This window comes from Collinsella aerofaciens (assembly GCF_901212495.1).
Lineage (GTDB): Bacteria > Actinomycetota > Coriobacteriia > Coriobacteriales > Coriobacteriaceae > Collinsella > Collinsella aerofaciens_H.
On record NZ_CAAKNY010000087.1, the window covers coordinates 1 to 22,557 of the forward strand.

Annotated in this window: 21 protein-coding genes; 7 read left to right on the top strand and 14 right to left on the bottom strand. The window is 57.7% G+C overall.

The window, feature by feature from the left end:
- Nucleotides 1-246: 246 nt before the first annotated feature.
- The 3 genes from SFLMC1_RS11060 to SFLMC1_RS11070 form a co-directional block, all read right to left on the bottom strand.
- Nucleotides 247-1,773 (bottom strand): FAD-dependent oxidoreductase, encoded by a 1,527-nt coding sequence (locus tag SFLMC1_RS11060; protein ID WP_152073723.1) that lies wholly within the window; start codon nt 1,771-1,773, stop codon nt 247-249.
- A 272-nt stretch (nt 1,774-2,045) separates the two neighbouring features.
- On the bottom strand, nt 2,046-3,050 hold the full coding sequence (locus SFLMC1_RS11065; protein ID WP_152073724.1) for a GGGtGRT protein: 1,005 nt from the start codon (nt 3,048-3,050) through the stop codon (nt 2,046-2,048).
- A gap of 18 nt (nt 3,051-3,068) precedes the next feature.
- Entirely contained in the window at nt 3,069-3,803 is a 735-nt protein-coding gene (locus tag SFLMC1_RS11070) for an iron-sulfur cluster assembly scaffold protein (protein ID WP_022094816.1), read from the bottom strand.
- Between the two features lie 403 nt (nt 3,804-4,206).
- Here SFLMC1_RS11070 and SFLMC1_RS11075 point away from each other — a divergent pair, with 403 nt between their 5' ends.
- Entirely contained in the window at nt 4,207-5,007 is an 801-nt protein-coding gene (locus tag SFLMC1_RS11075; protein ID WP_152073725.1) for a transposase, read from the top strand.
- Between the two features lie 65 nt (nt 5,008-5,072).
- On the opposite strand, the gene sufU is transcribed toward SFLMC1_RS11075, so the two are convergent.
- Genes sufU through sufC form a run of 5 tightly spaced genes read right to left on the bottom strand, consistent with a single transcriptional unit; the run spans nt 5,073 to nt 10,426 of the window.
- A complete protein-coding gene (gene sufU / locus SFLMC1_RS11080; RefSeq protein ID WP_152073726.1) occupies nt 5,073-5,507 on the bottom strand; it encodes a Fe-S cluster assembly sulfur transfer protein SufU in 435 nt (144 codons plus the stop codon).
- Nucleotides 5,500-6,825, bottom strand: a complete 1,326-nt coding sequence (locus SFLMC1_RS11085) for an aminotransferase class V-fold PLP-dependent enzyme (protein WP_222838078.1) — start codon at nt 6,823-6,825, stop codon at nt 5,500-5,502. The genes sufU and SFLMC1_RS11085 overlap by 8 nt, the downstream gene beginning before the upstream one ends.
- Nucleotides 6,822-8,201, bottom strand: coding sequence for a SufB/SufD family protein (locus SFLMC1_RS11090; protein WP_261981443.1), 1,380 nt, complete (start codon nt 8,199-8,201; stop codon nt 6,822-6,824). Before SFLMC1_RS11090 ends, SFLMC1_RS11085 begins: the two co-directional genes overlap by 4 nt.
- Nucleotides 8,201-9,613 carry a Fe-S cluster assembly protein SufB gene (sufB, locus tag SFLMC1_RS11095; RefSeq protein WP_152073727.1) on the bottom strand — a complete coding sequence of 471 codons (1,413 nt, stop codon included), beginning with the start codon at nt 9,611-9,613 and terminating at the stop codon, nt 8,201-8,203. Before sufB ends, SFLMC1_RS11090 begins: the two co-directional genes overlap by 1 nt.
- 12 nt (nt 9,614-9,625) lie before the next feature.
- A complete protein-coding gene (gene sufC, locus SFLMC1_RS11100) occupies nt 9,626-10,426 on the bottom strand; it encodes a Fe-S cluster assembly ATPase SufC (protein ID WP_152073728.1) in 801 nt (266 codons plus the stop codon).
- Between the two features lie 221 nt (nt 10,427-10,647).
- Between sufC and SFLMC1_RS11105 the strand changes: the two genes are divergently transcribed.
- The 5 genes from SFLMC1_RS11105 to SFLMC1_RS11125 all read left to right on the top strand — a co-directional run bounded on the left by SFLMC1_RS11105 (nt 10,648) and on the right by SFLMC1_RS11125 (nt 15,563).
- Entirely contained in the window at nt 10,648-11,079 is a 432-nt protein-coding gene (locus SFLMC1_RS11105; RefSeq protein ID WP_152073729.1) for an RrF2 family transcriptional regulator, read from the top strand.
- An 8-nt stretch (nt 11,080-11,087) separates the two neighbouring features.
- Nucleotides 11,088-11,375 carry a nucleotidyltransferase family protein gene (locus tag SFLMC1_RS11110; RefSeq protein WP_152073730.1) on the top strand — a complete coding sequence of 96 codons (288 nt, stop codon included), beginning with the start codon at nt 11,088-11,090 and terminating at the stop codon, nt 11,373-11,375.
- The gene (locus tag SFLMC1_RS11115) at nt 11,362-11,781 is read left to right on the top strand and encodes an HI0074 family nucleotidyltransferase substrate-binding subunit (RefSeq protein WP_152073731.1); all 420 of its coding nucleotides are present in this window, start codon (nt 11,362-11,364) and stop codon (nt 11,779-11,781) included. Before SFLMC1_RS11110 ends, SFLMC1_RS11115 begins: the two co-directional genes overlap by 14 nt.
- 127 nt (nt 11,782-11,908) lie before the next feature.
- Nucleotides 11,909-13,564, top strand: coding sequence for a hypothetical protein (locus tag SFLMC1_RS11120; protein WP_152073732.1), 1,656 nt, complete (start codon nt 11,909-11,911; stop codon nt 13,562-13,564).
- A 202-nt stretch (nt 13,565-13,766) separates the two neighbouring features.
- Entirely contained in the window at nt 13,767-15,563 is a 1,797-nt protein-coding gene (locus SFLMC1_RS11125; protein ID WP_152073733.1) for an AAA family ATPase, read from the top strand.
- A gap of 20 nt (nt 15,564-15,583) precedes the next feature.
- Here SFLMC1_RS11125 and SFLMC1_RS11130 read toward each other — a convergent pair whose 3' ends face one another.
- From SFLMC1_RS11130 to SFLMC1_RS11155, 6 genes are all read right to left on the bottom strand, one after another.
- Nucleotides 15,584-16,603 (bottom strand): glycosyltransferase, encoded by a 1,020-nt coding sequence (locus SFLMC1_RS11130; RefSeq protein WP_152073734.1) that lies wholly within the window; start codon nt 16,601-16,603, stop codon nt 15,584-15,586.
- Between the two features lie 156 nt (nt 16,604-16,759).
- Entirely contained in the window at nt 16,760-17,494 is a 735-nt protein-coding gene (locus tag SFLMC1_RS11135) for an acyltransferase family protein (RefSeq protein WP_152073735.1), read from the bottom strand.
- Nucleotides 17,431-17,904 carry an acyltransferase family protein gene (locus tag SFLMC1_RS11140; protein ID WP_152073736.1) on the bottom strand — a complete coding sequence of 158 codons (474 nt, stop codon included), beginning with the start codon at nt 17,902-17,904 and terminating at the stop codon, nt 17,431-17,433. The genes SFLMC1_RS11135 and SFLMC1_RS11140 overlap by 64 nt, the downstream gene beginning before the upstream one ends.
- 4 nt (nt 17,905-17,908) lie before the next feature.
- Nucleotides 17,909-19,009 carry a glycosyltransferase family 2 protein gene (locus SFLMC1_RS11145; protein WP_152073737.1) on the bottom strand — a complete coding sequence of 367 codons (1,101 nt, stop codon included), beginning with the start codon at nt 19,007-19,009 and terminating at the stop codon, nt 17,909-17,911.
- Nucleotides 19,010-19,235: 226 nt separating this feature from the next.
- Entirely contained in the window at nt 19,236-19,775 is a 540-nt protein-coding gene (locus SFLMC1_RS11150; RefSeq protein ID WP_152073738.1) for a hypothetical protein, read from the bottom strand.
- 105 nt (nt 19,776-19,880) lie between these two features.
- Nucleotides 19,881-20,819, bottom strand: coding sequence for an FRG domain-containing protein (locus SFLMC1_RS11155; protein ID WP_152073739.1), 939 nt, complete (start codon nt 20,817-20,819; stop codon nt 19,881-19,883).
- A 92-nt stretch (nt 20,820-20,911) separates the two neighbouring features.
- Between SFLMC1_RS11155 and SFLMC1_RS11160 the strand changes: the two genes are divergently transcribed.
- Nucleotides 20,912-22,557: N-acetylmuramoyl-L-alanine amidase (locus SFLMC1_RS11160; protein ID WP_154063947.1), on the top strand; the 1,646-nt coding region annotated here is incomplete at its 3' end.

Here is a 22,557-nt window from a genome sequence, read left to right on the forward strand (position 1 = left end):
NNCAGCAGGCTGACTCCCTGACGGCCCACCAAAGTATGCTAAAGCGACTGGTTTTGGCTGGGCGCTTTTTTGTTAACCTCGCATGGGGTCGAACCCGTCGGGGCGCGGAGCTGAGAGATCTGCACTGTGAGTCCCTTAGGGAAAACACGGCTAAAGCTCCGTAAGCGTGTTCTCCCTAAGGGAATCCTGCTTTCGGGGCTCGATGTATGTTGAGAAGTTGTGATCAAACTCAAAATGAGAATCGATTTAGTCTGCGCGATAGTGCGAACCTAAGCTTTCAGTCCGCTTGCGCATGGCTTTTGCCATCTCCGTTGCCAGCTGAATCTGCGACTGTAGGCGGGCGAGGGCTGCGATCTCGCTGTCATTGGCATGCGGCTTGCTCAGTGCCATGGCATTGTCTTGCAGGCTTTCAAGCCCCTGCAGCGCCTTGGATAGACCCGTCTCGGTGCGGTTGATCATGCAATAGGTGCTCATCGTGTGCTTAAGGCTGTGTGTCAGGCGTTCGGCATCTGTTGTGGCAATGCCGAACCGGGGGAGGGCGATAGCCGCCTTCGGGGCCACTTCAGGTGCATTCTGTGCTGCTTGGGCTGCCGATGCGCCTGCGATGCGTCCAAACACGATGCCGTTGGCGCTCGACAGACCGCCGATGCGGTCGGCGCCGTGCATGCCGCCTGTAGCCTCGCCGCAGGCATAGAGACCCGCAACGCCGGTCGCAGCTGTCTTATCAATCTTGATACCGCCATTAGCGGCGTGGGCATACATCGCCACGCGCATCTCATCGGTCGGCGCGATGGCGTGCTCGTCTTGCAGCCAGGTAGCAAAGGTCTGCACAAACTCTGGGACTTCCTCGCGGGGGAAGTCGTAGTGGAGTGCCAGGCCTTCGGGACCTGCCTGATCGATGACGAGATCGATAGCGCGGGAGGCCAAGCGTGACGTGAAGGGACCATATCCAGAGCGCTGCTCGAGCAGATCCTTGAGTTTATCGTCGGCGATATCGACCGGCTGGTCTACATGTACGTAACGCCAGGTTTTCTCGTTGAAGACCAGGTTGCGCTTGGGCTCGATGAAGCCGGGCATCATCTGCATAAACTCTATATTAGTAAGGGACGCACCGTGCGCCAGCGCGATGGCCTGCGAGGAGCTGAGCACATCAGCCGACGTGAGGCTGCGCTCGAACAGGCCGCCTGTGCCACCGGCTGCGATGATCGTGGCCTTGGCAGCAAAGGGCACGATTCGATCTTCGGTGAGGTCGTAGAGCACTGTTCCGGTGATTCTGCCGTTCGCGTCCTCAACAAGGTCGATAAGCTCATGGCGGGGGAGCAGGCGAATGCCGAGGGACTCGATCTGGGTTGTCAGAGCGTCCTCAAGGGGCTTGCGGGTGAGGCCGCGCCACATGCGCGTCTTGTGGTCAAAGCAGGGTATAAACTGCTTTTGCTGAGCGCTCTCAGCGCTTTGCGGACGCTGGAGCTCAACGCCCAGGTCTTGCTCGAGCCATTCAATTGTCTGGGGAATGCCGTGCACAAACGTCTGGACGAGCTCGGGGTCGGCAACGCCGCCGCCGACGGCCTGGATGGTGTCGGTGAGGTCCTGCTCGTCGGCCGTGTCTGTGGGTCCGATAAGCCCCAAGCCCCAGGTTCCGGGGAAGAAGCTCGATCCACTCATAGTCTTGCCGGCGCTTGCCACAGTGACGGTTGCGCCCGCGCGTGCTGCTTCGATGGCGGCGCAAAGGCCCGCAATGCCAGATCCAATTACCAGTACATCAGTCGATTCCATCGGATTCCTTTCTCGTCCGGCGCATTGTCGCATGGGTGATCGGTAATGGGGCCGCAAAGACTCGGCAAATCGGTAAAGGGCACATATGGCAGGTGGGCGTTACCGATACTTTGATGCCGTTAAGAAGTTGCGGTGGAATAGTTCCTGTTTGGAAGGATGGGGCGGCTGTTTAGGAACTATTTCACCGCAACTGAGGGAGGGATAAAAAAGAGCCGCTACCCGGGTGGATAGCGGCTCCTAAGCTCAACTATATGAGCATCGCGCGGACGCGATTAGGCCTTGAGGGCCTCCTCGACGGCGACAGCGCAGGCGACGGTGGCACCGACCATGGGGTTGTTACCCATGCCGATGAGACCCATCATGTCGACGTGCGCAGGCACGGAGGAGGAACCGGCGAACTGGGCGTCGGAGTGCATACGGCCCATGGTGTCGGTCATGCCGTAAGAGGCAGGGCCGGCGCCCATGTTGTCCGGGTGCAGAGTACGGCCAGTGCCGCCGCCAGAAGCGACGGAGAAGTACTTCTTGCCAGCCTCGAGGCGCTCCTTCTTGTAGGTGCCAGCGACGGGGTGCTGGAAGCGCGTGGGGTTGGTGGAGTTACCGGTGATCGAGATGTCGACGTTCTCGTGCCACATGATGGCAACGCCCTCGCGGACGTCGTCGGCGCCGTAGCAGTTGACGGCGGCGCGGGGACCATCGGAGTAGGGGATGGTCTCGACGACCTTGAGCTCGCTCGTGAAGTAATCGAACTGGGTCTTCACGTAGGTGAAGCCGTTGATGCGGGCGATGATCTGAGCAGCGTCCTTGCCCAGACCGTTGAGGATAACGCGCAGCGGCTTCTTGCGAGCCTTGTTGGCGTTCAGAGCCAGGCCGATAGCGCCCTCAGCGGCAGCGAAGGACTCGTGGCCAGCCAGGAAGGCGAAGCACTCGGTGTCGTCGGAGAGCAGCATAGCGCCCAGGTTGCCGTGGCCCAGACCGACCTTGCGGTCCTCGGCGACGGAGCCCGGAACGGTGAAGGCCTGGATGCCCTCGCCGATGATGGCGGCAGCCTCAGAAGCGGTCTTGGCGCCACGCTTGACAGCGAGAGCGCAGCCGAGGGTGTAGGCCCACTCGGCGTTCTGGAAGGCGATGGACTGGGTGTTGTTGACGATCTCACGCGGGTTGAAGCCCTTGTCGGTGCAGATCTGCAGAGCTTCCTCGAGGGAGGCGATGCCGTTGTCGGCGAGGCACTTGGTGATCTTGTCAGCGCGGCGCTCGTAACCTTCGAACGTAACAGTCATAGTTATTTCCCTCCCTTTCTACTCGTGAACCGGGAACACGCTGGCGACGGAGTGAGTCTCCTCGTCGGTGCGCGGGTCGATGTACTTGGCAGCGTTGTCCCACTGACCATAGTGGCCCATAGCGCCAGCGATGGCCTCCTCGGGGGTCTTGCCGGCCTTGACGGCGTCGGTGAACTTACCGAGGTTCAGGAACTCGAACGCGATGATCTCGTTCTTGTCGTTGAGAGCCATGCGGGTGACGTAGCCCTGAGCGAGCTCGAGGTAACGAGCGCCCTTGGCCTTGGTGCCGAACATGGTGCCTACCTGAGAGCGAAGGCCCTTGCCGAGGTCGTCGAGGGAGGCGCCCACGGGCAGGCCGCCCTCGGAGAACGCGGTCTGGCTGCGGCCGTAAACGATCTGCAGGAAGATCTCGCGCATAGCAACGTTGATGGCGTCGCAGACGAGGTCGGTGTTGAGGGCCTCGAGGATGGTCTTACCGGGAAGGATCTCGGAAGCCATGGCGGCAGAGTGGGTCATGCCCGAGCAGCCGATGGTCTCAACGAGGGCCTCCTCGATGATGCCGTCCTTGACGTTCAGCGTGAGCTTGCAGGCGCCCTGCTGAGGTGCGCACCAACCCACACCGTGCGTAAGACCGGAGATGTCGGAAATCTCCTTAGCCTGGACCCACTTGCCCTCCTCGGGGATGGGTGCGGGGCCGTGGTATGCACCCTTGGCAACGGGGCACATGTTCTCCACTTCCTGTGAGTACTGCATGCCTCTCCTCTCTATCGTGTTGGCGTCCCGTCTGGGGGTCGTGGCTGGCGATTGCCGGGCGACCCTTCGAAAGGGACATGACATGCAGCCCTTATAATACCGCGAAATGCACGGAATATTCGGCGAACGGCTCAGTTTTCGCAGCGAGAAGTCCGGAAGTCTTAATTGAAACGGTTTAACTCTATGTTCTGTGGTCGCGAACTTCCATAGAGGGGGTCTATCTTGGGCAAGCTTTTGGTCAGCCCTTGCAAGCGTTGCGGGGGTTGACCTGTTGCAGCGGTGCCGTTCGCCGCCTGTTGACTGCCTTTGGCCGCGCGAGTGTATTGTTTTGCGTGAATATTTTGATGGCACGCTTCAATCGTGCTGTATTGGATGGCAAGCAGATCCCGGCGAAGGGAGCGCCATGCAGCGCGTTTGGAGAACGGTTACCGGCTTTTACTATGTCTGTGCCCGCGGTACGGACAAGCAGCTGATCTTTGAGACCGATGACGACCGCTGGGAGTTTTTGGAACTGATGCGCGACTGCTGCCGCGATGCTGGTGTGACGGTCGTGGCGTGGTGTCTCATGGGCGGCCACGTGGATCTGGTGCTTTTGGATTATGAGGACGAAATGAGCGCGGCGATGCAGCGGCTGCTGTTGACGTATGCTCGTCGGTTCAATAAACGCACGGGGCGCACGGGCCATCTGTTCCAGAACCGTTTTGACCGGCGCTCGCTCGATACCGACTGGCAGGTGATGGAGGCTATTCGCTCCGTACACGCCGATCCGCAGGAGGCGGGCATGAGCCTCATCGAGCGTTATCCGTGGAGCAGCTTTGCCGAGTATCTACGGGCCTATGACAACGATATGACGAGGGGATTTTCCGATCCTTCTTGCGTGCTTGAGCTTTTTGGTTCTGCCGAGGGCTTTATTGCCTGTTCGCTTTCGACGCCCGACGGCGGCGAGCCAGGGATGCCCGATCTGAAAGAAACGGAGTGGGAGCGACACGCCTTTGCCGAAAAGTTGGCGAAGGGGCTCGGGGTTCCGCTCAATGAGCTCAAGACCGTTGCATCCTCGCGGCGAGACGGGATCATTTTCGCTCTGTATGATGGCGGCTACACGGTGCGCGAGATAGAACGGTACACGGGAATCAGCAAGAGCACCGTCTCTCGTATTGTGCGCGCTTATGCGCGGATGAAGGCTCAGGCTGAGGGTTCGGAATAGAAAATGGCCGAACCGCTCTTGTCAAACGATTCGGCCAACAAAATTCTTTAGATTTGGGACAAATACTACTGATTATTTCGTCCCTCGAGCATGCCGTCGAGGGTGCGCCAGGCGAGCTCGGCGCACTTGACGCGGGCAGGCATGTGCGAGATGTCCTGGAGCTGGGCGGCCTCGTCCAAGTCTTCCAGGTCTGCCTCGGAGAGCTGCTCGCCGCGGATCATGGCGAGGAAGAGCCCTGCCAAGCGACGCGCTTCCTCGACCGTCTCGCCGGTGATGAGGTCGGCCATGATGTCGGCGCTGGCCTGGCTGATGGCGCAGCCGTGGCCGGTAAACGAGGCCTCCTCGACAACGCCGTTCCCGACGCGTAGCTGCAAGGTGAGCTCGTCGCCGCAGCTGGGGTTGATACCTTCGTGCTCAAGCGTGGGAGCGTCCATCTCGTACTTATAGTCGGGGTGCGAGTTGTGCTCCATAAACGTGGTGGAGGTGTACAGATTACCCATTGAACGTGCTCCAAACGTGATGCAGGCCGGCGATGAACTTATCGATGTCGGCCTTGTTGTTGTAGAAGGCCACGCTGGCGCGGCAGCAGGCGAGGTTCTCGACGCCCAGCCAGGTGAGCAGCGGCTGTGCGCAGTGGTGGCCGGCGCGGATGCAGACGCCGTCCATGTCCATGATGCTCGCGACGTCGTGCGGGTGGATGCCCTTGACGTTAAAGCTCACGACCCCGTGGTGGTTATCCCAATAGATGGAGCCGATGATCTGGACAAAGTCGAGCTGCATGAGCTCGCCCATCAGGTAGTGGACGAGTGCCCGCTCGCGGGCCTGGATGTTCTCGTAGCCAACCGTGTTGACGAGGTAGTCGAGGGCGGCGCCTGTGGCGAAGATGCCGGCGGCGTCCTGCGTGCCGGCCTCGAACTTCTCGGGGACGGACGCCCAGACGGCGTCCTGCTCGGTGACCGAATCGATCATCTCGCCGCCGGTGAGCATGGGCGGCATGGCGTTGAGTAGGTCCATCTTGCCCCACAGCACGCCGATGCCCATGGGGCCCATGGCCTTGTGCGCGCTAAAGGCAAAGAAGTCGGCGCCCAGATCGGCCACGTTGACCGGCATGTGCGGCAGTGACTGCGCGCCGTCGACGACCAGGTAACCGCCGTACTTGTGTACGAGCTTGCCGAGATTCTTGACCGGGTTCTCGACGCCTAGCACGTTGGAGACCTGACCCACGGCCAGAATCTTGGTTTTGGGACCCACCTTGGACAGAACCTCCTCGGTGGTGAGCTGGCCGGTCTTGGTGGGGTAGAGGTAGACGAGCTTGGCACCGGTCTCGCGGCAGACCTGTTGCCATGGGATCAAGTTGGAGTGGTGCTCCATGATGGTGATGACGACCTCGTCGCCGGGCTCCAGCACCGTGGGCGCAAAACTCTTGGCGACCAGGTTGAGCGACTCGCTCGTGTTGCGGGTGAAGACGACTTCGTTGGCCTGGGCGGCGCCGATGAGGTCGGCAATCTGCTGACGGACCTTGGCAATGGCATCGGTGGCCTCGACGGACAGCGAGTACAGACCGCGAAGCGGGTTGGCGTTCATGCGCTGGTAGAAATCGCGCTCGGCGTCGAGCACGCAAACAGGGCGCTGCGCGGTGGCGGCGCTATCGAGGAAGGCGATCTCGGGATGCTGCTGGAACAGCGGGAACTGACACTTGTAGGGGTTGGTCTCGATGTCCAAGGTGGGCCACCCGCGCGAAGCCTCGTCGCTGGCGTCGAGCTCCATGGGCTCGGGGGCGGTGCAGGTATCGCATTTAACGTGCTCGGTATCGATCATGCGAGCTCCTCTTCAAAGTTATCGATCAGGTTGTTGCCCAGGCGGACGACGGCGGCGCGGGTGCGCTCATCGGTGGCGGAAAGCGCGGCGTCCTCCAGCTTGGCGCGGATGAACAGATCCTCGGCGGCGTTTTGGTCAAGGCCGCGGCAGGCGAGGTAGAACAGCTGCTCGTCGCGGACATGGCCGATGGTGGCGCCGTGGTTGCCGGCGACGTCGTCCTCGTCGCACAGGATGACGGGGACGGTCTTGTTGTCGACGCCCTTGTTGGCCAAAAGCACTGTCTCGCGCTCGGTGCCGGTTGCACCCTTGCAGCCGTGCACGAGGTCGATGGTGCCGCGGTAGACCTTCTTGGACGTGCCGGTCAGCACGCCGTTGGCGTCGATCTCGCACTCGGTCTTGCGGCCGCGGTGGCGCAGCTCGTAGTTGAAGTCGCGCATCTGCTCGCGGGCACCCAGGTAGTCAGTATCGATGGTGACCTTGGCGGTATCGCCCAGCAGGTCGCCGGCAAGGCCGGTGGCGCTGACACCGGCACCCAGGACGGTGTGCTGTACGTTGACGCGTGCGCCCTCGTCCAGGAACAGGCCGGTGTCGTCGAGCGCGATCCAACTGTCGTCGAGCGTCTGCGTGCAGGTCACGTTGACGGTGGCGTACTCGTGAGCGCACACGCGCAGCACGGAGCCCACGACGCCCTCGCCGGCAACGGGGGAGTCCAGGGCAATATGCAGATCGAGCGTTGCCTGCGGGCGGGCGACGACGTCGATGGCGGCAATCGCAGCCGCTGTGTCGATGCCACACACGCGCACGGTAGCTGTGACGTGCTGGTATGCGGGTACGTCGATGACGATGCGCTTGGTGGCGTGATCTGCCAGATAGGTGTAGGCGGCCTCACCCATGCCGGTTTCGAAGGCCTCGGCGGGGGAGAGTTCCTCCTCGAGCTTGATGGCGCCGGCCTGGTAGACGGAGGTGGCGGGCACGTCGAGCTCGGTCTCGGGTGTGATGCGGGCACGATCGGCGGCGTCGCCGGGGGCAGCGGCTCGGCGCTCGGGGAAGCGCTCGGCCATGGCGTCCATGGCTGCGTCGAAGGCGTCGGCCGAGCCGGCAAACTGCTCGTCCAAGCCCTCAACCTCAACGGCCTCGGCGGGAGCGGCGGCAAGTTCGTCCGAAAGCTCGAGCTTGGTCTGGTTCATCTTGAGCCAGCCCCAGGTTGCCGCGGGCATCGCATTCACGCCCCCGATCTCCTGCAGCACGCCGTCTCGGGGCTCCGACCCTCCTCGCGTACCTTTAGTACGCGTCGTCGGGCTCGTCGCTCCCGATACGCCGCACTGCAGAAGCTCGGATGACGTAAATGCGTTCGGCATAGCGGTTTCTCTGTTCATTATCCGATCGCTCCTTCCATCTCGAGCTTGATCAGGTTGTTCATCTCGACGGCGTACTCAAGCGGCAGCTCTTTGGAGACCGGGTTGGCAAAGCCGTTGACGATCATGGTGCGGGCCTCTTCCTCCGAGATACCACGGCTCATCAGGTAGAACACCTTGTCGTCGCCGATACGGCCGATGGTGGCCTCGTGGCCGATGTCGACATTCTTGGCGCGGATGTCCATGGCGGGGATGGTATCGGAGCGGCTTTGGTCGTCGAGCATCAGCGACTGGCAGCTCACGGTTGCCTTGGAGCCCTCGGCCTTGGGCGTGGCCACGATAGAGCTGCGGAAGGTCTGGATGCCGCCGCTCTTGGAGATGCCCTTGGTCTCGACGGTCGCCGAGGTCTCGGGCGCGTTGAGCACGACTTTGCAGCCGGTGTCGAGGTTCTGGCCGGCGCCGGCAAAGGTGATGCCGGTAAAGCTCGAGCGAGCGCGGCGGCCGTTGAGCACACTCATGGGGTAGAGATAGCCCACGTGACTGCCGAAGGAGCCGCTGATCCATTCGATGTCGCCGTCCTCGTCCACGCGCGCACGCTTGGTGTTGAGGTTGTACATGTTTTTGGACCAGTTTTCGATGGTCGAGTAGCGCAGGTGTGCGCGCTTGCCCACAAAGAGCTCGACGGCACCGGCATGGAGGTTGGCCACGTTGTACTTGGGCGCGGAGCAGCCCTCGATAAAGTGCAGGTCGGCGTCGTCCTCGACGATGATGAGCGTGTGTTCAAACTGGCCGGCGCCCTTAGCGTTAAGGCGGAAGTAGCTCTGCAGCGGGAAGTCGAGCTTGGTGCCCTTGGGCACGTAGACAAAGGAGCCGCCCGACCACACGGCGCCGTGCAGGGCCGCAAACTTGTGATCGGTGGGCGGGATGAGCGTCATAAACTTCTCGTGGATGAGCGGCTCCCACTGCGGATCGTGCAGGGCCTCCTCGATGCCGGAGTAGACGATACCCATCTTGGACGCGGTGTCCTGCATGTTGTGGTAGACGAGCTCGGAGTCGTACTGCGCGCCGACGCCTGCCAGGTAGCTGCGCTCGGCCTCGGGAATGCCCAGGCGCTCAAAGGTGTTCTTGATGTCGTCGGGCACCGACTCCCAGTCATGCCTTTGGTCGGTGTTGGGCTTGACGTAGGTGACGATGTTGTCCATGTCCAGGCCCTCGATGGAGGGACCCCACGTCGGATCCGGGAAACGGTTAAAGATTTCGAGGGACTTGAGGCGCAGGTCGAGCATCCACTGCGGCTCGTCCTTCTTGGCGCTGATCTCGCGCACGATGTCGGGCGTGATGCCGGCGTCGAGGCGCTCGAAACCCTCCTCGCCATAGGTGAAGTCGTAGAGGCTGCGGTCGATGTCCGCGACCTCGGTGCGGTTCTTGGTCATTGCGTCGCCCCTTTACGCCTGCTGCTCGGCAGAGGCGGCCTCGGCCTGGGCGCGCTGCTCGGCGGCTTCGCGCTCGAAGCTCTCAAAGCCGTTCTTGTCGATCCAAGGAATCAGCGAGGCATCGTCCTCGCGCACGATGTGGCCCTTGACCATAACGTGGACGCGGTCGACATCCAGGTGCTCCAGGATACGCGTGTTGTGCGTGATGATGAGCATGGAGCCGTCGCAGCTCTTGCGGTAGGCGTCCATGCCGTGGCTGACGGTGGAAAGCGCGTCGACGTCCAGGCCGGAGTCGGTTTCGTCCAGGATGGCGAGCTTGGGCTGCAGCAGCAGAAGCTGGAGCATCTCGACCTTCTTTTTCTCGCCGCCCGAGAAGCCCACGCCCAGCTCACGGTTGAGGTAGGCGGTATCCATGTTGAGCTCGGCCGCGAGCTCCTTGACGCGACGGCGGAACTCCTTGCCCTTCATCTCCAGGCCGGGGCGGCCGGCGATGCTGGCGCGCAAAAAGCTCGACAGCGGCACGCCGGGGATCTCGACCGGGGCCTGGAAGCTCAGGAACAGGCCGGCGCGCGAGCGCTTGTCGGTGGTGAGCTCGGTGATGTCCTGGCCATCAAAGACGATGCGGCCGTCGTTGACAGTATAGACGGGGTCGCCCATGACCAGGTGGCCGAGGGTAGACTTGCCGGCGCCGTTGGGACCCATCAGCACGTGGGTCTCGCCGGCGGCGACGTTGAGGTTGACGTTGTGGAGAATGGTCTTATCGTCCACGGAGGCGGTAAGACCCTCGATGGAAAGCAGCGGATTTGCGCTCATGCTGTCCCTCTCTATATGGTGTACTCATGGGTATGCTAAACCCTAGGAATCTTCTCGGAATAAAGTTACTATGGGTTTGGCGTTAGTCAAGGGAAAACCCGACTAATCCACTCGACTTTTCAGATGTGGGACAAAATAACCAGGTTTGTTTGTCCCACTTACTTACGATTTGGGACAAGCACTCCAGGTTATTTTGTCCCAGGCGCGATGGAAGGGTAGGAATGCTCATCTCTTCTAAGGGCCGCTATGCCCTCCGACTGATGATCTATATTGCAGCGCTTGGTGATGCCGAGGGCAAGATTGCCCTGCGCGAGGTTGCCGACCGCGAGCGCATTTCGCAGAAGTATCTGGAGCAGCTGGTTCGTCCGCTTATGAAGGCTGGCCTGCTCAAGAGCGTGCGCGGCAAGGGCGGCGGCTACATGATGGCCAAGGACCCGGCCGAAGTGCGTGCCGGCGATATCCTGCGTGCCGTCGAGGGCAGCACGGCTCCGGTGGCGTGCGATGGCATTGACAACAGCTGCACCCGCAGTGATCTGTGCTCCACCGTTAAGTTCTGGCGCGGCCTGGACGAGGTCATCGAGAAGTACGTCGACGGCGTGACGCTGGCCGACCTAGCCGCCGTCCCCGAGATGAACTTTGATATTAAGCTGTAGGGCTGCAAATGACATCTCTCGACAATGTGTACAAGCAAATCGGAGTTTTTGCTCGGGAATGTGACGCCGAAAAGGTCGTGCTGTTTGGTTCTCGCGCTCGAGGTGACAACTTGCCTAAGAGCGATATTGACATCGCCGTAGCAGGTTGCCAGGATTTCGGCCGGTTGTCATATTTGATCGAGGAACGTCTTGATACTCTTTTAGATGTAGATGTCGTCAATCTCGACGAGTCCTTATCGCAGCAATTGCTTGATGAAATTGTCAGGGATGGTGTGATTCTGTATGAAAAAGTATGAGAACTTTGTCAGCGCTTTGGTGAATCTTGAGGATGCGCCCAATCAGGATCTCAACAATGATTTTGTTCAGAGCGGATTGATCAATAAGTTCAATCTTCAATTTGAATTGAGCTGGAAGCTCCTTAAGCGTCTACTCGAGTATGAGGGCGCCACGCTTGCCGCGTCGGGGTCTCCTCGTGCCATCTTGAAGGAGTCCTACCGATTCTACGACTTTATTGATGAGGCGGCCTGGCTAGATATGCTCAGAGACCGTAACACGAACGTTCATATTTATGACAACAAGCTCGCTCAAGATTTGATTCAGCGCATCTTGAACGTCTATATCCCCGCTTTCTCTCAGTTGAGAGACGGGCTGATGGAGCGTTACGGCGAGCTTTTGCTGGCGCCCGACGACCAGTTTGTTTAATTTCCTTAAGATTTCGCGGAGGGTTGTTGCCGTTTACCGATGGGTTGTTGTGCAACAAACGGGGAGCTGTAATACTAGTTCTATCTTTGCAAACTGCACTTTAACCACACCAATGCAGGGAGGATGTATGCAACCCAAGCATTCCGCGATTGTTGCAGGCCTGACACTGGCGCTTTCGTTTGGCGCCGTTGCCGCACCCGCAACCGCTATAGCCGAGGAGCCCACTCCGGGCGTTGCCTCGGATGCCACCGATATCGATAAGGGCCTGTACATCCAGCAGTCCTTCTCGGGCGTGCTGAGGTCGGTTCAGGGCGTTTCGTTTGTCAACGTGACTGACGAGATGAAGTACTTTACCAAGTACGAGAGCCACGGCAATTACAACCAGGGTTTTTCGTATGGCGACGGATACAACGCGCTGGGTTATTACCAGTTCGACCGCCGTTGGTCGCTTATTCCGTTTATGAAGCAGGTCTATAACTACGATTCTGCTAAGTACGGCATGCTTAAGGCTGCAATCGATCGCGGCAGCGAGATTTCCAACGCAAACAACCCCATGTATGCGAACGGCCAGCTCACCGAGCTGGGCCGCATCGCGCAGGATGCCTTCCTGGGTGCTTACAACACCGATCCGGCGGAGTTCTCGGCGCTGCAGGATGCCTATGCGTACAACTCGTACTATGCGGTGACCGAGGCATGGCTCAAGAGCGCTCTTGGCATTGACATCTCCGGCCGCGCCGATTGCGTCAAGGGCATGGTTTGGAGCATTACCAATATGTGCGGCACCGGTGGCTGCCAGGACTTTTTCCGCTGGGCAAATCTTTCCAACAACATGACCGACCGCGAGTTTGTGACGGCGCTTTCCAACAGCGTTGTCAATAACGTGGCGCGCAAGTATTCGAGTCAGCCTCAGTACCATGAGGGATGGAAGAATCGCTATAAAAACGAGCTCAAGGATTGTCTGGTCTACATTACCGAGGACGAGGCTGCCGCGGCAACGCCTGTGGAGCCTGAACCCACGCCGGCGCCCGGCCCGAGCATGGCACCTGCCGCTCCCGCTGCGCCGACGCCTGGTACCGATAGCGATGCGGACAATGGCGGCGAGACGGGTGCGCCTTCGACTGGTGCGGGCAGCGATGATGCCGGTAACGGCGGGGCCGCGTCTGGCGGCGCTGCTTCTGGCGATTCGTCGACTTCTGGCTCCGACGGTGCTACGGATGGCACGACATCTGGCTCTACCGATCCGGGCGCTTCCAACGGCGCTGGCGATTCCTCTGCCGATACTGGGACCTCTAACGGTTCTGATTCCTCTAACAGTTCTGGCTCCGATGCTTCCGGGGACGGTTCGAACGAGGGCACCGATGCTGGCAATTCCTCGACGGAAAGCAAGCCTTCTGCCAGCGAGCAGCTTGGCTCCATGCTGGGGTCGTCTTTGATGGCGGGCATTAACGGCGCCTCTTCTTCTGATGAGGGAACGTCTGGGCAGGGCTCCGGCTCCCATGCTGACGGTGCTGCCGATGCTTCTGCCGGTCCGGGTGCGAAACAATCCGACACCGATGCGCAGAAGCCCGGTGACAAGGGCAGCACTACAGCCGCCACAACGACTACCACCACAACCACGACCAAGGTCTCGGGTGGCAATATGCCCAAGACGGGCGACCTCATCGTGATGGCGAGCCTTGCCAGCGCAAGCTTGGCGACGCTGGGTGCCACGTCCATTGTGAGTGGCAAGCGCAAGCTTGATCAGCAGAAGAAGTCCGCTGGCGAGGACGGATCCGAGGAGTAAGTTCCTGGTCGCCTGATAATCTAAGAACTTGGACGGGGTCCGGTGCGGCTGTATCGGGCCCTGTTTTGTTGTGCAACGATTCGTTATGCCCCATTGGGGGTTCTTATTGCTGCCGTTGCCCGAAACGCTTGCATAACGAAAACATTTCGTATACACCGGTCTTTACAATTGACATCGTGCTGCGTTTTAGGGAGAAGTTACGGTGTCTGAACAGGCGATTTATGGCGATGCTGCCTGCTATGGCGTAAGGCTGATCAACCGCTCGGGTAACGGGGCGCTACCGGTCGGCGAACATGACTTTGCCGAGGCCATGGATCGATGCGTGCTGGTCGACAAGACCATGTTTATTGCCGATGTCTTGGATGCTGAAGCCTCCGTTGTGGCGTGTTGCCGGCCCGAAGGCTTTGGCAAGAGCATGAACCTGTCGATGCTTAAGGCTTTTCTCGAGCGATCCACCGTCGGGCAGGTCGATCGGGGCCTGTTTGCTGGTTCCCAGATTTGGGATGCGGGTCGCGAGCGCTATCGGGGTGAGTCCGCCTGCTACCCTGTGATATCGCTGGACTTTTCTGGCGCCGCGAGGTGCGGTGCCAACGTCGTCGGCATCGTGCGCGACGTTCTTTCGGGTGAGTGCGCTCGCTTGTTGGCGCTTTTGGAGGCTCCGGATTTACCGCGAGATAAGATGCGCCACATCGAGCGCGTTGCGCGTGGCGTAGCGAGCGCGGACGAGGTCAACTCGGTGCTCGGCACGCTCATTGAGATGCTGGAGATGGCTTGCGACGAACAGGTTGTGCTGCTCGTTGATGGATACGACGCGGCGTGGTTGAGTCGTTTTGCGATGAGGGACGCTTCTGGCTCCTGTCCGGCAGAGTTGCTCGAGCGCGTACTGTTTGATGCCATCGCCGCTGCGGGCCATTCGCTACGGTTGACGTGTCTGATGGGGGAGCGTCCCGGTCCTGCCGAAGCGGCACTTTCTTTGCGCGGGTGTTCGTACTGCATGTCGACGCCGCTTTCGGGACGGTGCGACCGGTGGTATGGCTTTTCAGATGACGAGGTTCAGACTCTGCTAGGCCATGCTGGACGCGAAGAATACCTGGATGATGCGCGTGAATGGCTCGAGGGGTATCGGCTTGGCAGGACCTATTGCTCGAGTCCGGCGCGCGTGATCGATTTCTTGAACCGCGGTTGCACGCCGCCGGTGCGGGCCGATTTGTATGGATACGCTGATAGTCTGAGCAGGGCGGTTGGCGATTGGGATCTCGAGAGGCTTTCGACTCTGTTCGATTTGCTTGAACCGCATGGATGCGTTGAGGCTCCGCTTTGTCTGGGCGCCGTCGAGTCGAATGACGCTTGCGTCGATGATATTTGGACCGCGTTATACCTGTCCGGCTTCCTCACGACGGATATGGTTGAGGAGTCGGGAAACAGCGCTCGCTCCCGTGCTTTGCGTCTGCCCAATGGTGAACTTCGTCAGGCGTTGCGTCTCGTGATTATTGAATGGTTTGAGTGCGCCGCCGAGGATGTGCGGGACGTCGATGCGTTTCGTGACGGGTTGTGTCGCGGGAACGAGGATGCGGTGAGACAGGCACTAGACCGCATCCTGGGAGATGTGGGAATCGGCGCGGTCGAGATGGATTCGCCGTTGCCATACCACCTGCTGTTGCAAGGGCTCTGCTTTGGTATGCCGGGGTATGCCAATCCGTCATCCAATCGAAAGCGCGGGGCGGATCGCTGGGATATCCAGGTGTTCCCTACGGGAAGGATGCTCGATGTGGCCGATACCCTCGGCATGCTCGACGAACGTCCGCTTGTCACTATGAACATGATGTGTGACCCCGGTGTGGACGCGCTTGGTCTGGAGCTGCTGGCGGTTCAGGCACTGCTCGACATCGAACGTGACGACATCGACAAGATTCGCGTGCCACGACCAGGTATCGGCCGCGTGCGGTGGGGCTTTGGCTTTGACGGGCAGCGTGTGGCAGCGGTGTGCCAGCGGCTGTAGGGGCGGGCGAAAGTCCCTTACTATCCCGCGTCCTTCATGGGCGGCATGGGCTTCCAGTTGGGATCCCTGATGATCTTGCGGGCGTCTTTCATGCCGCGGCGCAGCGCCGGAATACCGGTCTTAAAGCATTTGTCGACCGCAGCCAAGCGGATGAACTCTTTGCAGAAGGTCGCGGCGTTGCCCAAACGGAACAGTACAGGGTGGTAGTCACCGTAGATCTGCATATAGCGAGCGAGGAAGCCTCGGTTGCGCATGATGTAGTAGCGGTTGGTGTCGCTCGTGGAGTTGAGTTGGCGCTTGCCGGCGATATCCCAGTTGGAGACGGCGCGTGCGCGCTTGAGCACCACGTCGGCGACCACGGCGGCGGGGAAGTGCTGGCTGGCGACATAGCCGTAACAGGCGTCGTCGCCATAGATGAAGAAGCGCGCGTCGGGCAGGCCGATCTTGTCGACTACGCGACGGGAGAACAGGCCGCCCTCAAAGCACAGCTGGTTCATGGCGCGGTAGCCCTTGGGACCCAAATCCCACTTGGCGATGGGGTTGGGGATACCGAGCGAAAGGATGAGCTGGTACTGCCAAAAGAAGGCGCCGCCGTCGAAGTCTAGGCGCGAGCCCTGGATGACGTCGTAACGGTCGGTCCACTTGGCCAGGCGCTCGATGCCCTCCGGGATGACGAGCACGTCGTCGTCCATGACCCAGAACCACTGGGCCCCCAGATCGTAGGCGCACTTGGTTCCAGCGGAGAAGCCGCCCGCGCCGCCGCCGTTTTCGAGTTGCGGTGCGTAGATGACGCGGTCGGTGCCTCCCTTTGCATCGGGCTGGTCAGCGTCGATGCCCCACAGGTTGGCCAAGCGCTCGTTGAATGCGGTGCACATGGCCTCGGTCTCGCGCGAATTCTCGTTATCGACGATCACGATGCGCCAGGGCGCGGCCGTGAGCTCGGTCATAGAGTCGAACAGGTTGGCCAAGAGCTCCTGGCGCTTGTACGTAACGACAACGATGGCGAGCTTATCGATGGGGGCGGGAAGGGTGGAAGGCATGGGGCAAAATATCCTTTCACGCGCGGCAGACATGCGCCGCACGGAAGCTATCGAATACGTCCATTGGACGGCACCTATTGTAAAGGGTCGCTGCGCCATGTTGGCAGGGTTTGGATAAAACGCAGGAACCTGCCATGGGCGTGGCGACTGCGTTACTTAACGTTGATGTGTTGATTGCTGCTTGAGGCTACGAGCGATAAGGCTTCTAGCTGCATCGATGATGAGTAGAGTCAGCGCAAAGACGATGCTGATGGCCGTACCGGTGACGATGTATATGGCTGCCGGATTGTTTGCGCTGGCCAGTATGTTTGCAAGCGTCGTGTTGAATACCGGACGCCAAAGGCTGCTGGTGAGCGATTGCATCACGTAGAAGCCAAGCGTGGCGGCAGATAGGGTGACGATTGCGTTTTCGACGCGAGGATGGTTCGATTTATTGTCGCGGGTTGCCGCAAAGAGCAGGGACGCGGCAGCGAGGGCAAACGAGACAATCGAGGTCGACTTATAGGAAAGCGTTGTCATTGTCGACAGATTTCCGGTTGCGGAGAGTGCTGCTTCCAGGGCGATTGCGATAATTAAAACTGCTGCAAGCGATCGTTTGGCTACGATGCGCGCTTTGCGCGGCTTTGTCGTCCCGGTGTAGTCACGGAGCAGCCCGCCCATCAAAAACGCTATAACGTAGGTGACGGCGCTCATGATCTTTTGGAGCCAAGAAAACTCACCGCTGTTTACCGAGCTCTGTGCCGCTAGATAACCATTGATAATAAAAACGAGGACACCGACGGCGACGACTGCTATTGTGTAACTTTTCTTGCTGAGCTGGTTTTTAGTCAGCCCAAACAACGGCGCCATGCAGACCGTGGCGGCGTAGACCCAGATAAACTCGATGCCCAACGTGAGCCAACCGACTCGTGCAGGGAGATTTCAGGCAGGGGATAGACGTATATCGAAACAAACAGGCAAGCTGCGCAATAAAAGAGCGTGGGTAAGACGATTTTCTTGAGGCGCCTAAGCGATTTGAGCGTGAGGTCCTGCGCGGATGACCCGTTTTGGAGGGCACGAATCGCCGAAGGGACAAGGAAGTACCCCGAGATCATAAAGAAGACCTCGTTGGCCCAACAGCCCAGCAGGTTGATGAAGCCGAGCACGCCGGAGTAAGGGAAGGCGGCGAGCGGCGCGTATTCCGGTAGGCCGGTGCAGACGGCTTGGAAGGTCCACTGAAACGTGTGGAACATCGCGATGCCAGCGACCGCCACCAAGCGCAGCGCTTCGATGGAGGTATTTCTGCTTGCTTTGCTGCCCATCAGGCTATTTTCCAGCGCGTGCGTTGTACGAACCAAAGTGCGATGTGATCATTTTTAGAGTTTGCTTGGGCCCCTTGTTCCATACGTTATACAGGCCTTCGCTCGCGAGGTCCTTGGCGTATGCGCAGTAGCTGATTTTAGGGTTGGCGATGCCCATATACTCGGCATAGAGCTTTTTGGCCGCGGGGGTAACGCGAGGATTGGCGAATACCAACTCTTGTGGCATGCGTTCGAACATCTTGTGGATGGCCCGCTCGATTTCGGGGTGCCCGTCAATTCCGGTGTGCTCAATCATAATGCCCATATAGGTGAAGCCGCGTGTGATTTGCGGTGTCCAGACGGCGGGGTCGGTGACGTTGAGTCGCTCAAGAATATCGACCATGTCATTCCAGCGATTAAACGGCATCAAGGGGTCACGCTTGGCCAGTGCGGCTGCCTTTTCGGGTGTTTCCTCCCGGTAGCAGTAATACGGCTTGGGCCAGTAAGCGATCGCCTTTGCCTGGCAGAGCGTTTCGACGAGGAATGGATTGTCGGCCCAGCCTGCACCAGGGATTTCCTTAAACCAGATATTGTTTTGCATTAGGAAGTCGCGACGATAGATTGCCGACCAAATGGACGGATGATGGGCCAGCAGGTGTGGAGCGTCGTGAATGGTGAACGGTTGCCGGGGTGGATTGATGCGACCGCGATATGCGCAATGTAGTTTGACCTCTTGGGGGGTATCGGGGTTGCGAATAATCCAATAAGGGGTCTCAATAATATCGAGCTTGTTCGGATCGCCAAATTCGCGCTTGGCAAAGGCAAGCATGTCGGAGTACATTCCGGGCTCGATCCAGTCATCGGGTTCGAGGATGGCAATCCAGTCGCCCTTTGCCTCGCGAATGCCCAGATTGCAGGTTGCGCCGTAACCCTGGTTTGCCTTATCGATCACTCGAACGCGTGAGTCGCGCGCAGCGAAATCTTCCATAATGGCGAGCGAGTTGTCGGTGGATCCGTCGTTAATGGCGAGGATTTCCAGTTCGATATTCTTTTCGTTTAATAGACTGCCTATAGCCTGAGAAAGATACGGCTCGGCATTGTGGGTGGGCACGATTACGGTCAGCATTCAAACACTTTCTCTAGGCGATTTGAGAGGATTATAACTAACTTGCTTTAGCAACGGTTTTCGTTGCATATGCGTGAGAGCGACGAAAACCGTTTCGTTGGTCCGCCGTGCTGCCTTGCATAAATCATGACAAGAAAGTGGTTCAAGATAGTGGACTAACTTTGGGTGTCGTATCTTTCTATTGAGTTACGGCTTGATGGACTGCATGGGTTAATATGCTTGAAAATTAATCTAATTTATAGCACTCTATGTTTGCTTTGATTACTGCTTCAGCAAGTGCGAGGTGCTCTTTGTGCGAGTTAGTGCTAGCGTTTCTCTCCCATTCGGCTTTATCTTTTTTATCTACGCGTCTTATTACAAAGGGTCTTTCGACAAACTCCGCGGCCACCTCCATGAACTCGTCGAAGCTTGTCGTGACTCCTCGGGCATCAATAAACGCATTTTTGCCATCTAGAGTAGCTTGGCAAAATACATGGTGACCCTTCCCGTTGCGTGATTCGATAATGAATGACTTGTACCCGAGAATCTCTTCGACTTTCAAGGCAAATGCCTGACATGACCCTCGGAGAAGACATCCCGCTGATGTCAGGTGCTCCTCGCCGTCGTCAATTTGAGGCAAATGGCCATCGTAGTCAATGTCTATGAGATTCGCAAAATCATTGCCATCGCAATAGAATCCCTTGTGTTTTTCAGTTCCGTGGACAGAACGGTAATCGCTTCGGTCATTATTTCCGGGAAGTGCTTTTGCAGTAGGCTGGTTACTCATTGGTTCTCCGTATGGTTGTTGTAGTTTATATATCTTGTACCAACAAGCATCTAACTTAATTGCTCATGGGGACATGGGTCTGAAAAGGGATGACTGACTCGCGTTCTATTTAATAGCGATCGTGCCTTCTGTTAAACACTGCTTTGCGTGGTATTGTTTGTTTTGCGGGGTTCCCGTCTGGCGCTTTAGCAATTCATACCACCCTTTATCTCTTTCTTCGCTCGCCGCTGGAAATAGATTGTTATGGTTTAGTAACGAGTTGCTAGGGGCATCATCATGGCCGTCGCCTTCAATTCCTAGCATGTTTAGGGCGTTTTTCCTTTGAATTTCAATGATTCCCACTATTGCATCCGAATAGTCATAGGCGTCATTTAATCGAGAAACCCAAGCATGCTGTGCCGCCGGTCTTAGGAAGATTGACGATACGGCCTTTCTTAGGTCAATTGTCGTCATTTCTTCAGTTTTATAGACGCCATTACAACATTTCGTTGATGTGTCCGCCGCATAGAGTAATACATATGCATTTTCGTTAACAGGATGACCGTCTGACACGGTGGCAAACCAAAGTGCAATCCAGTGATTGTCAACGAGATCTATCATTCTTGTTCGGCATCCGTAGTGCTGAATGCAGCCTTCAATAACGTCTTTGTCTGCATCTTCCTGTTCAAGGACTTGCATACGGGCACGTGGGCCAATGAGACACTTGCGAAGGTCTGTACACTGCTTAATAATATTAAGGGTCTTTTTGAGATTCTTAATAGCCTCCGTTGTCGTACCGGCGCTATTTTCCCGTTCTCGAGCAATTGATGGCTGTAGGGCGTTCTTAAAAAGAGAAGGCTGTCCTCTATATAGAATTGTCTTTCCTTCGTTTGCGTACTGGAATCTTGCATATCCTATCAACCGATTGAGTTCATCGCAGCTGTTAATCTTGTATAAAGGTATCGTCTGATTTCCAAATTCGTGGGGCATAGGTTGATTCCATTCGTTTTCCCCAAGAAGCGAATCAAATATTAGGGTGTCTGTTCTTTCGCATTCAATATCCATTGTAAGTCCTTTCTCTATCGTTTATTTAAATATGGGATTGTTTAGTGGATAATCTAACATCGGTGAATGTTCATTTTGACTGGGGATTCTATATGAAAAAGGTTTTATGTGCTGCGGCAACGTTTTCTTTGGCTGCTCTTCTGACATTTTCCTCGTTGATGAGTCCCGTAGTCGCTGCCTACGGTTTGAACGAGGCGCAGCCCGCTGAGGCTGTGACGGATGTGGCTTCTGCAGATGATGACGGAGTGGCTGCACGCGGTGACAATGTTGAAAGCAGCGAGGCTACCGTCGACCAATCACCTGTTGAAGGGGATATTGAGGCTATCGACTCGTTGAGCCAAGGCGCAGCTGAAAGCGATGTCAAGACCGAGCAACAGGTCGATTCGGTCGAGTCGGACTTTCAATACGTTTACCTGGCGTACCCAAGCCTTTCCTCTGGATCCAATCAAGTCATTGCTTTTGCTACGCCTAATGACAGCGAAGTTCTTTCCTCTGCTACGCTTAGCTATGTGAGTGCCAACGGCGTAAAGGGCTCTGTCGACGCGTCTGCTAAGGCTGATAATTCTGGCGCCTTTACCTTTGGCGCAAAACTCGAAGCTAATACTTATTTCCTCACCTCGATTTCGTATTATCTAGAGGGAGACTGGACTGAACATAAGATCGATCTTTCTGATCGAGATTATTCATTCACCGTCGCAGATAGCTCTATGAACTCCGAGGGCACATCTGTTTATTATGCAGATGGGGACGGAAATGCTGTTGAGGCCCAGTCTATTCAGCAGGCGTTGGAGTGCGCCGATTCTCCGGATGGTGTCTCTACTTATGCAGCTCGTTCCGCACGCAACGTTAGCGTAATCGCTCTCGATGCTGGTCACGGCGGGTCTGATCCCGGAGCCCAGGGCAATGGCAAAAGCGAGGCCGATCTTACCTGGAAGATTGTGACGGCATGCAAGAATAAGCTTGAGGCATATGGTTTTAAGGTCGTTCTTGCTCGTGAACAATACGGCAATTACTCCAGTAATGATTTTCTTTATCGCGTCCAGCGCTGCATTGATCAGGGCGCGCAAGCATTTGTGAGCTTTCATATCAATTCCGGTTCTTCCACCGCTCATGGCGCTGAGGTTTACGCTCCCACCGCAAATGGATCAGACTATACACAGGTTTCTGTTGAGCTTGCCAATAAGGTTATGAATAACCTTGCTGCTATGGGTCTTACGTACCGCGGCGTATTTCAAATGGAAGTGGGTGACGAATTCGCTGTGATTCGTTGTGCCCGCGAGCAGGGAATTCCCGGCATTCTTATTGAACACGGCTTTATTTCGAATTTCGGCGATGTTGCCAACTATTTCTCTGATGACGGCTGCCGTCGCCTTGGCGAGGCTGATGCTGCCGCAATTATTGCTCAGTTCCCGCATCCCTATTCCATTGACGGAATCACCTTCTCGGAAGAATTGGGGCGTGCTGGATCTTCCATTAAGGTTGGCGTGAATGTTACCGGTAAGACCGATGGTCTTAAGTACAAATTTGTTTGGCATAAAGTCGGAGCCGATTGGAACAGCTCAAAGTGGGGTGTAATTGGTCAAGATTTGACCAGCCCGTCTGTTGCTTGGACTTTGCCGCAAGCTGGTGAATATGAAATTTATGCCGATGTTGTCGACTCCAATGGTTACATATCGAGCGCTTCTAAATATAAAGTAGTCAATTGGTCCGTCGAGGGCCTCGACGTCTCCGGCGAGGC